10 protein-coding genes are annotated in these 14,433 nt (G+C 67.5%); 3 read left to right on the forward strand and 7 right to left on the reverse strand.

Annotation, left to right across the window (positions count from 1 at the left end):
* Window positions 1-39: 39 nt before the first annotated feature.
* A complete protein-coding gene (gene secA / locus J6U32_RS21675) occupies window positions 40-2,865 on the reverse strand; it encodes a preprotein translocase subunit SecA (protein ID WP_208792090.1) in 2,826 nt (941 codons plus the stop codon).
* Window positions 2,866-3,071: 206 nt separating this feature from the next.
* Window positions 3,072-3,839 carry a ribosome hibernation-promoting factor, HPF/YfiA family gene (gene hpf / locus J6U32_RS21680; RefSeq protein WP_208792091.1) on the reverse strand — a complete coding sequence of 256 codons (768 nt, stop codon included), beginning with the start codon at window positions 3,837-3,839 and terminating at the stop codon, window positions 3,072-3,074.
* A gap of 508 nt (window positions 3,840-4,347) precedes the next feature.
* Between hpf and J6U32_RS21685 the strand changes: the two genes are divergently transcribed.
* Window positions 4,348-5,007: a ComF family protein gene (locus tag J6U32_RS21685; protein WP_208796266.1), complete on the forward strand. Its 660-nt coding sequence runs from the start codon at window positions 4,348-4,350 to the stop codon at window positions 5,005-5,007.
* 28 nt (window positions 5,008-5,035) lie between these two features.
* On the opposite strand, the gene lpqB is transcribed toward J6U32_RS21685, so the two are convergent.
* From lpqB to mtrA, 3 genes are read right to left on the reverse strand one after another with little or no spacing between them, the layout of a single operon-like run.
* Window positions 5,036-6,808: an MtrAB system accessory lipoprotein LpqB gene (gene lpqB, locus J6U32_RS21690; RefSeq protein WP_208792092.1), complete on the reverse strand. Its 1,773-nt coding sequence runs from the start codon at window positions 6,806-6,808 to the stop codon at window positions 5,036-5,038.
* Window positions 6,798-8,465, reverse strand: a complete 1,668-nt coding sequence (gene mtrB / locus J6U32_RS21695; RefSeq protein WP_208792093.1) for an MtrAB system histidine kinase MtrB — start codon at window positions 8,463-8,465, stop codon at window positions 6,798-6,800. Before mtrB ends, lpqB begins: the two co-directional genes overlap by 11 nt.
* Window positions 8,462-9,139, reverse strand: coding sequence for an MtrAB system response regulator MtrA (mtrA, locus tag J6U32_RS21700; RefSeq protein ID WP_004023513.1), 678 nt, complete (start codon window positions 9,137-9,139; stop codon window positions 8,462-8,464). The genes mtrB and mtrA overlap by 4 nt, the downstream gene beginning before the upstream one ends.
* Before the next feature lie 174 nt (window positions 9,140-9,313).
* On the opposite strand from mtrA, the gene J6U32_RS21705 reads away from it, so the two are divergent.
* Both J6U32_RS21705 and J6U32_RS21710 read left to right on the forward strand, forming a co-directional pair.
* Window positions 9,314-9,943 (forward strand): dTMP kinase, encoded by a 630-nt coding sequence (locus J6U32_RS21705; protein WP_208792094.1) that lies wholly within the window; start codon window positions 9,314-9,316, stop codon window positions 9,941-9,943.
* Window positions 9,944-10,026: 83 nt separating this feature from the next.
* A complete protein-coding gene (locus J6U32_RS21710; RefSeq protein ID WP_208792095.1) occupies window positions 10,027-11,115 on the forward strand; it encodes a hypothetical protein in 1,089 nt (362 codons plus the stop codon).
* A 91-nt stretch (window positions 11,116-11,206) separates the two neighbouring features.
* Here J6U32_RS21710 and ahcY read toward each other — a convergent pair whose 3' ends face one another.
* Both ahcY and J6U32_RS21720 read right to left on the reverse strand, forming a co-directional pair.
* The gene (gene ahcY, locus J6U32_RS21715) at window positions 11,207-12,679 is read right to left on the reverse strand and encodes an adenosylhomocysteinase (protein ID WP_208796268.1); all 1,473 of its coding nucleotides are present in this window, start codon (window positions 12,677-12,679) and stop codon (window positions 11,207-11,209) included.
* Window positions 12,680-12,856: 177 nt separating this feature from the next.
* Entirely contained in the window at window positions 12,857-14,404 is a 1,548-nt protein-coding gene (locus tag J6U32_RS21720) for an APC family permease (protein ID WP_208792096.1), read from the reverse strand.
* Between the last annotated feature and the right edge of the window lie 29 nt (window positions 14,405-14,433).

Below are 14,433 nucleotides of genomic sequence, written 5' to 3' on the forward strand. Positions count from 1 at the left end.
TCCGGTTCCACTTCGTCCGAAGTTTTTTTCGGCGGCCGCCTACCGACGCTTCTTCTTGGCCTTCGGGGGTCGGGAGGTCTTCGTCTGGGCGCGGGCCGCGGCGCGACGCTCACGCCGGGACGCCGACACGATCGCCGGGTCCTCGAGTTCCTCGGCCTCGCTGTGGCTGACCTCGCCACCGCCCTCGTCGGGCCCGGAGAACGTCATCGCCGAGACATCGGGGCCACCGTCGTCGGGCACGCCGTCACCGACCGCCCGCAGTGCGGGCGGCGCCTGGCTCGACGCTCCGGTCGCGGCACCGGCCAGCGCGGGAGCCGGCTGGCGCAGTGAGGCCGCGGCGGGCGCGGGAACGGGCGGGGCCTCGGTCTGCACCTGCACGTTGAACAGGAACTGCAGGGTCTCTTCCTTCAGTCCCTCGAGCATGCCGCTGAACATGTCGAAGCCCTCGCGCTGATACTCCACGACCGGGTCTCGCTGGGCCATCGACCGCAGGTGGATGCCCTCACGCAGGTAGTCCATCTCGTAGAGGTGGTCGCGCCACTTTCGGTCGAGCACCGACAACAGGATCGTCCGCTCGAGCTGACGCATCGCGCCCTCGCCGGCGACCTCGGTGATCTGCGCCTCGCGCTTCTCGTAGGCGGCCTGCGCGTCGGCGATGAGGATCTCCTTGAGCTCCTCGGCGGAGATGTCGTCACGCTCGCCGTACTCGTTCTCGCCGACGACCTCTTTGGGATCGAGCTCGATCGGGTAGAGCGCCCGGCACGCCGACCACAGCTCGTCGAGATCCCAGTCCTCGGCATAACCCTCGGAGGTCGCTCCGTCGACGTATGCGCCGACGACCTCGGCGACCATCTCCAGGATCTGTTCCCGGTGGTCGGAGCCCTCGAGGATGGTGCGGCGCTCGGCGTAGATGACCTTGCGCTGCTCGTTCATCACCTCGTCGTACTTGAGGACGTTCTTGCGGACCTCGAAGTTCTGCTGCTCGACCTGGGTCTGCGCGCTGCGGATGGCCTTGGTGACCATCTTCGCCTCGATCGGCACGTCGTCGGGCAGGTTCACCCGGTTCATGATCGACTCGAGCGCGGCGCCGTTGAACCGGCGCATCAACTCGTCTCCGAGCGAGAGATAGAACCGGGACTCCCCCGGATCGCCCTGTCGACCGGAGCGGCCGCGCAGCTGGTTGTCGATGCGACGCGACTCGTGTCGTTCGGTGCCGAGAACATATAGGCCGCCTGCCTCGCGGACCTGCTCGGCCTCGTCGGCCGCGGCCGCCCGCGCGGTCTCGATCGCCTCTTCCCACGCGGCCTCGTACTCGTCGGGAGTCGACACCGGGTCGAGGCCCGCCTTGCGCAGGCGGGTGTCGGCGATGATGTCGGGGTTGCCGCCGAGCACGACGTCGGTACCACGACCGGCCATGTTGGTGGCGACGGTGACCGCGCCGATCCGGCCGGCCTCGGCGACGATCTGGGCTTCCTGCTCGTGGAATTTCGCGTTCAGCACGGTGTGCGGGATGTCGCGCTTGCTGAGCTGGCGCGAGAGGTACTCCGAGCGCTCGACGCTGGTGGTACCGATCAACACCGGCTGGCCGATCTCGTGGCGCTCGGTGATGTCGTCGACCACCGCGGAGAACTTGGCCTCCTCGGTCTTGTAGATCAGGTCGCCCTGGTCCTTGCGGATCATCGGCTTGTTGGTCGGGATCGGGAGCACGCCCAGTTTGTAGATCTGGTCGAACTCGGCGGCCTCGGTCTCGGCGGTACCCGTCATGCCGGCGAGCTTGTCGTACATGCGGAAGTAGTTCTGCAGCGTGATCGTGGCCAGCGTCTGGTTCTCGGCCTTGATCTCGACGCCTTCCTTGGCCTCGATGGCCTGGTGCAGACCCTCGTTGAACCGGCGACCGTCGAGCACGCGACCGGTGAACTCGTCGACGATGAGGACCTCACCGTTGCGGACGATGTAGTCCTTGTCGCGGTGGAACAGTTCTTTGACCTTGATGGCGTTGTTGAGGTAGCTCACCAGCGGCGAGTTGGCCGCCTCGTAGAGGTTGTCGATGCCCAGCTGGTCCTCGACGAACTCCACGCCGGCCTCGTGCACACCGATGGTCTTCTTCTTGATGTCGACCTCGTAGTGCTCGTCACGCTCGAGTAGCGGTGCGATGCGGGCGAATTCGACGTACCACTTGCTCGATCCCTCGGTCGGCCCGGAGATGATCAGCGGGGTACGCGCCTCGTCGATGAGGATCGAGTCGACCTCGTCGACGATCGCGAAGTTGTGGCCGCGCTGCACCAGCTCCTCGAGGGAGTGCGCCATGTTGTCGCGCAGGTAGTCGAAGCCGAACTCGTTGTTGGTGCCGTAAGTGATGTCGGCGGCATAGGCCTCGCGGCGCTGATCCGGCGACATCCCGGTCAGGATGACCGCGGTCTCGAGGCCGAGGAACCGGTGCACCCGGCCCATCCACTCGGCGTCGCGCTTGGCGAGATAGTCGTTGACGGTGACGACGTGGACGCCGTCGCCGGAGATGGCATTGAGGTAGGCGGGCAACACACAGGTGAGGGTCTTGCCCTCACCGGTCTTCATCTCGGCGATATTGCCGTAGTGCAGCGCCGCGCCACCCATGATCTGGACGTGGAAGTGTTTCTGGTCGAGAACGCGCCAGGCCGCCTCGCGGGCCACCGCGAACGCCTCGGGCAACAGTTCTTCGAGCGTCTCGCCCTCGGCGTAACGCTCCTTGAACTCGTCGGTCTTGGCCCGCAGATCGTCGTCGCCGAGCGCCTCGACCTCGTCGGACAATGTCTCGACGTGCGATGCGATGGCATCGAGTCGCTTGACCATCCGGCCTTCGCCGATGCGCAGCAGCTTGTTCAGCACCGTTGATCGAGTCCCTTACTCATGTCGACGTCCAACCACGGCCCGTGCAGCGCACAGGCCGCCGTCCATCGTACCGAGGCCGCCTGAAGAAGATCTGATCGGCCGCATCGGGGGTCGGGGGTGACCGATTCGGCGCCGACGCGCGGCGGGGCGGTACGGACGTATCGTCCGCACCGCCCCGCCGACGGACTCGACAGGTTCGCCGGTCAGGCGAGCCGGATCAGCCCGTAGTCGAAGGCGTGGCGTCGGTAGACCACCGACGGCTTGTCGCTCTCCTTGTCGTGGAACAGGAAGAAGTCGTGCCCGACGAGCTCCATCTCGTAGAGCGCGTCATCGACGGTCATCGGCACCGCGGGGTGCTCCTTGACGCGGACCACCTGACCGGGCGTGCGTTCGGCGACACCGTCATCCCACTGCTGTTCGGCCGACTGTTCGGCACCCTCGGGCGACGGGCCCGCATCAACCGACAGCTGGTTGTCACGCAGGCGGGGCGCCCCGACCTCGGTGGCCTCGGCCACCGACAAGGGGCGGCGGTTGCCGTAGTGCACCTTGCGGCGGTCCTTGACCCGACGCAGTCGCGACTCGATCTTGTCCAGTGCCGACTCGAGTGCCGAGTAGAAATTCTCGCCACACGCCTGTGCGCGCACCACCGGGCCCTTGCCCATCGCGGTGAGTTCCACCTGCTGACAGACCTTGGACTGGCGGCGATTGCGTTCGTGGTTCAGCTCGACGTCGAAGCGGAAAATGGTCGGATCGTAGCGTTCGAGTCGGGCGAGCTTGTCGCCGACGAAGATCCGGTAATGCTCGGGTATTTCGACGTTGCGGCCGCTGAACGCCACCTTGGCGTCGGGCTCGGCGGGTTCGTCGGACTCCACCGTTCCCGGTGGGATGACGAACGCGGACTGGTTGTCGATGTCGTCGACCGCGGCGACCTTGGATTCGCGCTGGCCCTTGCGGTGGATGACAGATGACATGGAACTACCTCCTGGAAAGTGCTTTTCGACCTCGAGGTGCCGAACACGGGGTCCACCAATCACATGCGCCCAAGAGGAATGTCAAAGAAGTTGGCGCTCAATGATTTCGGATGGATCCTTCGATGTCGACTCAAGAATCGCAGAGCAGGAACCGAGTCAGTACCGACCGACGGTCGGCACCCATGTGCACTGGCCTCACCTCCCGGCGCGGAGCGGTTGTGCGCTCCTGCGATGACCAATCAACCTCTTGTACCTCTGACCGTAGTCGGATGTTCGCAGCGCGGCCACGTTTCTGATCAGTGCGTCACGTCGCGGTCACCGAAGTCGGGACCAACGGCCCACCCGGGAGCGCGACGACCGGCACTCCACAGACCCGAACCCGCCCACGGTGGCGACGGGCACACGCCCACGCGGACGGGACGTCCGAGAGATCCGATGCCACGCTCGACGGGTGAGCACACCCCCGTCCCGCCCGGTGGCCTCCCTCTTCTCGGTCCTCGCCACGGGCCTGGGACGGGTGGGCGTCGAGGGCGCCGACCTCGTCCTGCCGCGCACGTGCGGCGGTTGCGGGCGCCCCGGACGCGATTGGTGTCCCGACTGCGCGGCGAAGGTCGCCGACGCACCCCTCGAATTGCATCCGCGGGTGTCCATCGGGCTCCCGGTGTGGTCGGTGGGCCGCTACCGGGGACCGTTGCGCGCCTCGATCATCGCGATGAAAGAACACGGGCGGCGTGACCTCGTCACACCTCTCGGACGGGCGCTGGCCGACACGGTGATCACGCTGGCGCGCTGGGGCGAGCTGCCCGACGCCGCGCGGCTGCATCTGATCCCGGCACCGACCCGCCCACTCGCGGCCCGGCGTCGGGGCGGCGACCCGGTGACGGCCGTCGCCGGCGTCGCCGCCGCACATCTGGGCCCCCGCACCCGGGTGCGGCCATTGCTGACCACGGCGATGACCACCCGCGACTCGTCGGGGCTCGACGCGCGCGAGCGGCGCGCGAACCTCCGCGGCAGCATCCGACTGCGAGCCGATGCGCACTGTCCTGCGGGTGCGGCGATCCTCGTCGACGACGTACTCACCACCGGCGCCACGGCCGCCGAATCGGTGCGGGTGTGCCGCACCCACGGAATCGGGATCGGCGCGGTCGTGGTCCTCGCCGGGGCCTGAAATACCCTGCGTCACAACAGCGGTCGCGTCAGGGGATGACCGGGATGGTCCCCGGTGTCATCGCCGGTTCGACCTCGGTCCAGTACTCGTCGGCCTGACCGTTGGTGCTGCCGAGACGCAACACACCACGCTGGTCGGCGATGTAGACGGTCGTCGGGTTGGCGACGACCGCGGTGACTGGGGGCGAGACATTGCCGCTGAGCAGGCCGACGGCCGGGGTCCCGCTGATCGACACCTGCACCACCGGGGAGTCGGTCGCGTCCCGGGCGACCATCACGGTGGTCGGCGACGCCCAGTCCAGCGAGACCGCGCGGTTTCCGATGTTGTAGGCGGCGATCATCGGCTGCGCGAGCGTGAGTTGCCCGTCGGCGTTGGTCGCGAGCACCGCGAACACCACCTGCCCGGACACGATCATCGCGACCCGCACCCCGTCGGGGGCGACCTGCAACTCGGTGATCGGCCCGCGCACCAGTGCGGCGACCGCTCCGGCGTCGATCTCGGCGATGCGGGCACCGCCGGGATCGTTGCCGATCCACTCGACGGGCCGCCCGTCGACGACGGCCCAGACCAGCTCGTTCTCCGGGCCGAAGGACGGGCGGGTGATCGACAAGCCGGAGGTGATCGTCGTCGGCGACCCGCCGTAGTCGCCGACCGCCAGGTTCAGCCTCGGGTCGGGGCCGCCGGCGGCGAGCACCGCGGCCACCCGCGATCCGTCCGGAGAGATCGACGCCGACCGTACCGAGGTTCCGGCGCCGAGCGAACCCGATACCGGCACGGTGCCGTTGTCGATGACCCGCGACATCGCTCCATTGCGAATGATGTTGAGCCCCACGGCCGATGTCGGCGGCACGTTCGGATCGAAGGACCGCACGTCGGTCGTCTGCCAGCCCGCGGCCCGGTCGCCGACCAGCGGTGCACCGTCGGCGTTGATCACGTACGGGCCGCCGATGTCGGCTCCGCTGAGGGTCCAGATGATCTGCGCGGCGAGCAGCGTGCGATCCCGGGTGGACGGACTGCCGATGCCGGTCAGTTCGACGCGCACCCCTCCCCCGGCCACCGGTGTGACCGGACCCCGCAACGCCGACCCACTCGGAAAACCGGAATCGACCGCGGCGGCCAGGTCGTCGGCCGGCCCGTCGATGAGGGTGTTCACCAGCGTCGTCGGGTCCGAATCGGTACCGCCGTAGAGCCACCTCGGGTCCGGCACGAGGTGCGATCGCGTCCGGTCGGTGTAGTACACCGACACCGAGCGATAGCTGACCTCGAACTGGTTGCGGTCGATCATCGTTCGATCGGGCAGGGTGCCGTCGATGCGCCACTGATTGCCCACCCGCGCCAGCGTCAGGGTGGTCTCCACCTGACCGGTCGCCGGCAGCAGATGACCGTCGGGCTTAAGGACGCCCACGTTGTCGCCGACGAGGCGCATCCTCACAGCGGTCGGGCTGCGCTGGTCGACGTAGGTGTTGATGTCGTCGAGGATGATCGCGTCACCGCGCTCGTCCCATTGCGCCGCGGTCACCGGGGCAAGGAATTTGCGGGCCGCGGCGTGCGCGTCGGAGGGTGCCGCGGTGGCTTTCAGGTACGCGCGCACCAGCGCCTCGGGGTCCATGTCGGGCTGGGGCGCCGGCACCGCGTTGGTCGGTCCCTCGCGGGCGAAGGAACTGATCGGTTGCGGCAGCGAATCGTCGGGGATACCGCCACAGGCCGCGAGCAGGGCCGCGACGATGCACAGGACCGGCGCCAGCAGGCGCCATCTCGCCCCGACCGATCTCGTCCCGGCCGGCCGATGTTCACTCACCACCGACGGCCCCCTCGACGCGGGCGGGTTTGGCGACGCTCTTGACCTTGCTCGTGCCGACTGGTTTGAGGGGCAACGGCGAGCCGAGCACCTTGTGTCCGCGCACCAGGGGCAGGGTCAGCCGGAAGCACGCGCCCTGGCCGGGTTCGCCCCACGCCTCGAGCCGGCCCTGATGCAGCCGGGCGTCCTCGATGCTGATCGCCAGGCCCAGCCCGGTGCCGCCGGACCGGCGGAATCTCGACGGATCGGAGCGCCAGAAGCGGTTGAACACCAACTTCTCCTCTCCTGGACGAAGGCCGATGCCCTGATCGCGTACCGTGATCGCCACGGCGTCGCCGTCGGAGCGCATCGACAATGTCACGGGTTTGCGTTCGCCGTGGTCGATCGCGTTGGCCAGCAGGTTGCGCAGAATGCGTTCGACCCGGCGCGGGTCGATCTCGGCGAGGACCGGCTCGGCCGGGAGATCGAGGATCAGTTCGGTACCGGTCTCCTCGGCCAGGCGCGACACCGTCGAGAGCGCGGCGTCGATCGGGATCGCCATGTCCATTCGTTCGGCGGCCAGCTCGGCCATGCCCGCGTCGTGTCGGGAGATCTCCAACAGCTCGTTGAGCAGCGTCTCGAAGCGGTCGAGTTCCTTGTCCAGCAGTTCCACGGATCTGCGGCGCACCGGATCGAGCTCGTCGCGGCCCTCGTAGAGCACGTCACTGGCCATCCGGACGGTGGTCAGCGGCGTCCGCAACTCGTGGCTGACGTCGGAGGTGAACTGCCGCTGCAACCCGCCGAACTCCTCGAGGTGGGTGATCTGCTTGGACAGGCTCTCGGCCATGTCGTTGAACGACATGGCCAGCCGTGCCATGTCGTCCTCACCGCGGACCGGCATGCGTTCCTTGAGTCGACCGTCGGCGAATCGGACGGCGATCCTCGACGCCGAGCGCACCGGGATGACCACCTGTCTCGACACCAGCCAGGCGATCGCCGCCAGCAGGCCGAGCAACACCACACCACCGGTCAGCAAGGTGCCGCGAACCAGGTCGACGGTGCTGTTCTCGGTGGTCGACGGGACGACGAGGTACAACTCGAGCCCCGGCACGGAGGCATTGGTGGGTGAGCCGATGATGAGCGCGGGTTCCTGGCCGCCGGTCGAGTTGGCCACCGAGGAGTACTGGTAGGCGATCTGACCGCCCTGCACCATGTCGCGCAGGTTCCGAGGGATCTCGGAGACCGGTCCGACGCCGGTCGAGCTACCGTCGGCGCCGGTACCGGGCACCAGCAGCACGGTGTCGAAGGTGCCGACGTTGCCCGACGACTGCCCGCTGTCGATGTCCCGGTCGGTGAGCAACGACCGGGTCTGGCGCAGCCGATTCTGCACCGACATGTTGCCGTCGCCGCTGGCGAGATCGCGTTCCACCGATATGCGGGCGCGCTCGATCTCCTCGGTCGCCGCAGTCAGTTTCACGTCGAGCAACCGGTCGGTGATCTGACTCATCAGCACGAATCCGAGGATCAGGAGCACGACGAAAGACAGCACCAACGTCGAGACCACGACCCGCAATTGCAGCGAGCGCCGCCAGATCCGGCCGAAGACCGAAGCTATCGCGCTCGCCGTGCGGGTGAGCCGTCCGAAGGTGCTGTTGACGCGTCGTCTGTTGCGACCGATCACGGCGGGCCGGCCTTGTAGCCGACCCCCCTCACCGTCAGAACGACCTCCGGGTTCTCCGGGTCGGTCTCGACTTTCGCGCGTAACCGCTGAACATGCACGTTGACGAGTCTAGTGTCGGCCGGGTGCCGATAACCCCACACCTGCTCGAGCAGGACGTCGCGGGTGAACACCTGTCGGGGCTTGCGGGCCAGCGCGACGAGCAGGTCGAACTCGAGCGGCGTCAAGGAGATCGGAACGCCGTCGCGGGTGACCTTGTGCGCGGGAACGTCGATCTCGACCGGCCCGATCGACAGCAGTTCCGCGGGCTCTTCGTCGGTGCGGCGCAGTCGAGCACGCACCCGGGCGACGAGTTCCTTGGGCTTGAAGGGTTTGACCATGTAGTCGTCGGCGCCCGACTCCAGACCGAGCACCACATCGACGGTGTCGGACTTGGCGGTCAGCATCACGATCGGAACCCCGGAGTCGGCCCGCAGTACCCGGCAGACGTCGATACCGTTCATTCCCGGCAACATCAGGTCGAGCAACACCAGATCGGGGCGGATCTCGCGGACAGCGGTCAACGCCTGGGTCCCATCACCCACCACGAACGGCTCGAACCCCTCGCCGCGCAACACGATCGTGAGCATCTCGGCGAGCGCGGCATCATCATCGACGACGAGGATCCGTGGCTTCATGAAGACAATGGTGACACTGTTGTGACCATCCGGCCGTGATCGACGCGCCGCGCGTTCGTGACGCCCGAGCGCCGACGGTCGGCACCGTCCGGGCAGAGTGGTCACGCGGACACGCGGTGCCGACGCCGATGTCGCAGCCGCACAGGCAACCGGTCAATCACACAGGAGCACAAGGTGGGTCGACTCATCGCCGTCGAGGGACTCGACGGCGCCGGTAAGAACACGCTGGTCACCGGACTGGTTCAGCGATGGCGCGAGCGGGGTGTCGCCGTGGCCACGGTCACCTTCCCGCGCTATCACCAGTCGTTGTTCGCCGATATCGCGGCCGAGGCACTCCACGGCGAGCACGGGGATCTACGCGAGAGCGTGTATGCGATGGCCCTGCTGTTCGCACTCGACCGATCGGCGGCGGCCCCGGACATCCGGGCCGCGATCGACAGCAACGACATCGTCGTCGCCGACCGCTATGTCGCGTCGAACGCCGCCTACAGTGCCGCGCGTCTCGCGCAACCCGCCGACGGTGAGGTGGTCCGATGGGTGCACGACCTCGAATTCGGGCGCCTCGACCTCCCCCGACCCGACCACACCCTGTTCCTCGCCGTGGCGGCCGACGTCGCGATGAGTCGCGCGCAGGCGCGGTCGGCCGGCGACCCGACACGCCCCCGCGATCACTACGAGCGCGATGCGGATCTGCAACGCCGCGTCGATGCCACGTATCGCGAGCTGGCCCGGTCGGAGTGGGCCTCGCCGTGGACGGAGGTCGCCGACGCGGCCCCGGAGGCACTGATCGACCTGCTCGGCTGAGGGTCGACGACCCGAATGACGCGCGCCGACGCCGCCGCACGCGGTCCGATAGCCTGGCTGCACCCACGTCGCGAGGAAGACTTATGACCTATCCGCCGCCCCATGGTGGCGATGCATCACGGGAACCCGCGCAGACGGCACCCACGCCCGAGGAGTCCGCCGGCCCGGCCACTCCCGGTGCGGGACCGGCTCCGACGCCCGCGCAGATGCCGACCCGCACGATGACGACCCACCCGATGACCGCCGACCCGGTGACCACCCAGGGTGCCGAAGGAGCCGGCGGACAGGCTCCGCCACCGCAGGCACCGTCACCGTCACCGGCGCCCGGACCGGCCGCATTCCCACCGGCACCGCCGTCGCAACCCTTTGCGGCCCAACCCTCGGTCGCCCAACCGTTTTCACCTCCATTGCCACCTCCGTACCAGCAGGCACCGGCTCAGCCGTTGCCGCCTCACTCGGTGCCGCCTCACTCGGTGCCCGGTGCGTACGGTCCGCCTGCGAGCCCGGGATTCCCGACGGGTGGCCATCCCGGTGGCGGTTTCGGGCCCGCCGGTCCGATCGGGCCCGGTGGCGGCTTCGGGCCGGGTATGTCCGGTGGCGGGCAACGTCCGCCGGGTGGCCCGCGTAACACCGGCGCGCTCGTCGCCATCGGCGCCGGCGTGCTCACGGTCGTCGTGATCGTGGCACTCGCGGTGACGTTGATCGTGGTCAACACCGGCAGCAGCACCGACACCACGGTCGCCACCGGCGCGCCGTCGACCGCTCCGTCCACACCTGACGGCGGGGGCGCGAGCACCGCACCCGACACCCCGACCCAGTCCGCCCCGGACACCGACGGCACGTCCGCGGTCGACCCGACGACCGCGTATGCCATCGCCGACGCGATGCAGCGCTACATCGCCGCGGCCAACGCCCGCAACGTCGCCGGGATGCAGGCCGCGGTCTGCAGCGCGGCGCGATCGTCGGTGCAGGCGCCGACCCAGCAGGGCAATCTGGTGCTCGAACAACTGCGGGTGAACTCCGTCAATGGCGACACGGCACAGTCGACGATCCAGACCCACATCGAGGTGGGATCGCAACGCAGCAGCAGCCAGCAGGCCTCGGTGAGTTTCGAACGCGAGAACTCGTCCTGGTACTACTGCCCGGGCGCCGAGCCTGCCATCACCGCCTGAGGACACCGAGAACCCGATACTGACGAATAGCGAAAAACGCTGCCCCGCTCGATGTGTCGAGCGGGGCAGCGTTCGTCGAGATGGGTGCGCCTCAGTAGCGGTAGTGCTCGGGCTTGTAGGGGCCCTCGACGTCGACGTTGATGTACTCGGCCTGCTCCTTGGTGAGCTTGGTCAGCGTGCCGCCGAGCGCCTCGACGTGGATCTTGGCGACCTTCTCATCGAGATGCTTGGGCAGCCGGTAGACCTCGTTGTCGTACTCGTCGTTCTTGGTCCACAGTTCGATCTGCGCGATGACCTGGTTGGAGAAGCTGTTGCTCATCACGAACGACGGATGACCGGTCGCATTGCCGAGATTGAGCAGCCGACCCTCGCTCAGCACGATGATCGAGTGGCCGTCGTCGAAGATCCACTGATCGACCTGCGGCTTGACGTTGATCCGCTTGGCGCCGCAACGCTCGAGACCCGCCATGTCGATCTCGTTGTCGAAGTGCCCGATGTTGCCCAGGATCGCCTGGTTCTTCATCTGCTTCATGTGCTCGAGCAGGATGATGTCCTTGTTACCGGTTGAGGTGATGACGATGTCGGCCCCGGAGATCGCGTCCTCGACGGTGACCACGTCGAAGCCGTCCATCAGCGCCTGTAGGGCGTTGATCGGGTCGATCTCGGTGACCTGGACGCGTGCGCCCTGCCCGGCCAGCGATTCCGCGCAGCCCTTGCCGACGTCGCCGTACCCGCAGATCAAGACCTTCTTGCCACCGATGAGGACGTCGGTACCGCGGTTGATGCCGTCGATGAGCGAGTGGCGGGTGCCGTACTTGTTGTCGAATTTCGACTTGGTGACCGAGTCGTTGACGTTGATCGCCGGGAACGCCAGGTCGCCGGCGGCGGCGAACTGGTAGAGCCGCAACACACCGGTGGTCGTCTCCTCGGTGACGCCCTTGACCGACTCGGCGACCTTCGACCACTTGGTCTTGTCGGCCTCGAAACTCGACCGCAGCAGGTCCAGGAAGACCTTGTACTCGGCGGAATCGTTCTCGTCGGCGGGCGGAACGACCCCGGCCTTCTCGAATTCGGCACCTCGCAGCACCAGCATGGTGGCATCGCCGCCGTCGTCGAGGATCATGTTGGCGGGTTCGTCGGGCCAGGTGAGCATCTGCTCGGCAGCCCACCAGTACTCTTCGAGCGTTTCGCCCTTCCACGCGAACACCGGGACGCCCTTGGGCTCGTCGGGGGTGCCGTGCGGACCGACGACGATTGCGGCGGCGGCGTGGTCCTGGGTGGAGAAGATGTTGCACGAGGCCCACCGGACCTGCGCACCGAGCGACACGAGTGTCTCGATGAGCACCGCGGTCTGGATGGTCATGTGCAGCGACCCCGAGATCCGTGCGCCCTTGAGCGGGGCGACCTCGGCGTATTCGCGCCGCAGCGACATCAGGCCGGGCATCTCGTGTTCGGCGAGTTCGATCTCCTTGCGGCCGAAGTCGGCCAGCGAGAGATCGGCAACCTTGAAGTCGATGCCGTTGATGGAGTCTGCCTGCGGTGCGTCGTTCTGCACCATGGTCATCTGGTCCCCTTCGGAGTCGGTGTGGCTCATCGCGTGTCCCGCCGGGCGCAGGGTGCGCCCACCGGGACACGACGAAGAGATCTGAGGACCAGGCTATCCGACACCGTCAGCGGGCCGCGGGGCGTGGGCGTCGAGGGCCGCGTGCCACGCCACCGGGTGCCCCTCCCCCCGGGCAGATCACTCCTTGGACAGGTCGGGACCTCCGGACGCCGCGGCACCCGCGGCGACGGTGTCGACGCCCTCAACCTCGCCGCGTTCACGTTTGCCGACCATCGAGTGGCGCATGCCGTACAGGAAGTAGACGGCCACCCCGATCACCATCCAGATGACGAACCGAATCCAGGTCAGCGCCGACAGATTCAGCATCAACCAGATGCAGGCCAGGATGGCCAGGACCGGGATGATCGGTCCGCCGGGAACGGTGAAGCCGCGATCGAGATCCGGCCGGGTGCGGCGCAGGATCATAACGCCCGCCGCCACGACGATGAACGCGAACAGCGTCCCGACGTTGACCATCTCCTCCAGTTTGTCGATCGGGAAGAAGCCGGCGACGATGAACACCACCAGTCCGATCAGCAGGGTGAGCCGGGCCGGGGTACCGAAACGCGGATGCGTCTTGGCCAGACCGCGGGGCAGCAGCCCGTCGCGGCACATCGCGAACAACACCCGCGACTGGCCGAGCATCAGGACCATCACGACGGTCGTCAGACCGGCGAGAGCGCCGATGGCAATGGTCTTCTCCGCCCACGTCACCCCGTTGAGCGCGAACGCCGTGGCCAGGTTCTTGGGTTTGCCGTCACCGGCGCTGGTGGCGAGCTGGGTGTAGCTGACCATTCCGGTCACCACGATGGTCACCAGGACGTAGAGGACGGTGACGATCGCCAGCGATCCGAGGATTCCGCGGGGAACGTCGCGGCGCGGGTTGCGGGTTTCCTCGGCGGTGGTGGCGACCACGTCGAATCCGATGAACGCGAAGAAGACGATCGATGCCGCCGCCAGTACCCCGTACCAGCCGTAGGAGCTCTCGCCGCCGCCGGTGATCAACGAGAACAGCGACGAGTCGACCGACTTCTCGGCGCCGGCACCGCTTTCCGAGGGCGGGATGAAGGGGCTGAAGTTGGCGGACTTGACGTAGAAGAACCCGACGACGATCACCAGCAGCACCACGGCCACCTTGATGGCCGTGATGACGGCGCTGACCCGTGAGGAGAGTTTGGTGCCGAGTACCAGCAGTGCGGTCACCACGGCGACGATGATCATCGCTCCCCAGTCGATCGTCACCGACCCGACATCGGCTGTGCCGCCGGAAAATCCGAACACGCTGCCCAGGTAGGACGACCAGCCCTTGGACACCACCGAGGCGCCCACCGCGAACTCCAGGATCAGATCCCAGCCGAGAATCCACGCGAGGAACTCGCCGAAGGTCGCATAGCCGAAGGTGTATGCCGATCCGGCGACCGGCACGGTCGAGGCGAATTCGGCATAACACAGGGCGGCCAGGGCGCAGGCGATGGCGGCCATGATGAATGACAGTGAGATGGCCGGGCCGGCCTTGTTGCCCGCGGTGGTCGCGGTGATGGTGAAGATACCTGCGCCGATGACCACCGACACCCCGAAGACCATCAGGTCCCATGAGGTCAGGTTCTTGCGCAGTTGGTGTCCGGGCTCGTCGGTGTCGGCCATGGATTGCTCGACGGACTTGACCCGGGTCAGCGGGTTGGCCATTCGCCTCGACCTCTCTTTGTTGGTGCAGC

Source organism: Gordonia polyisoprenivorans (genome assembly GCF_017654315.1).
Taxonomy (GTDB): Bacteria; Actinomycetota; Actinomycetes; order Mycobacteriales; family Mycobacteriaceae; genus Gordonia; species Gordonia polyisoprenivorans_A.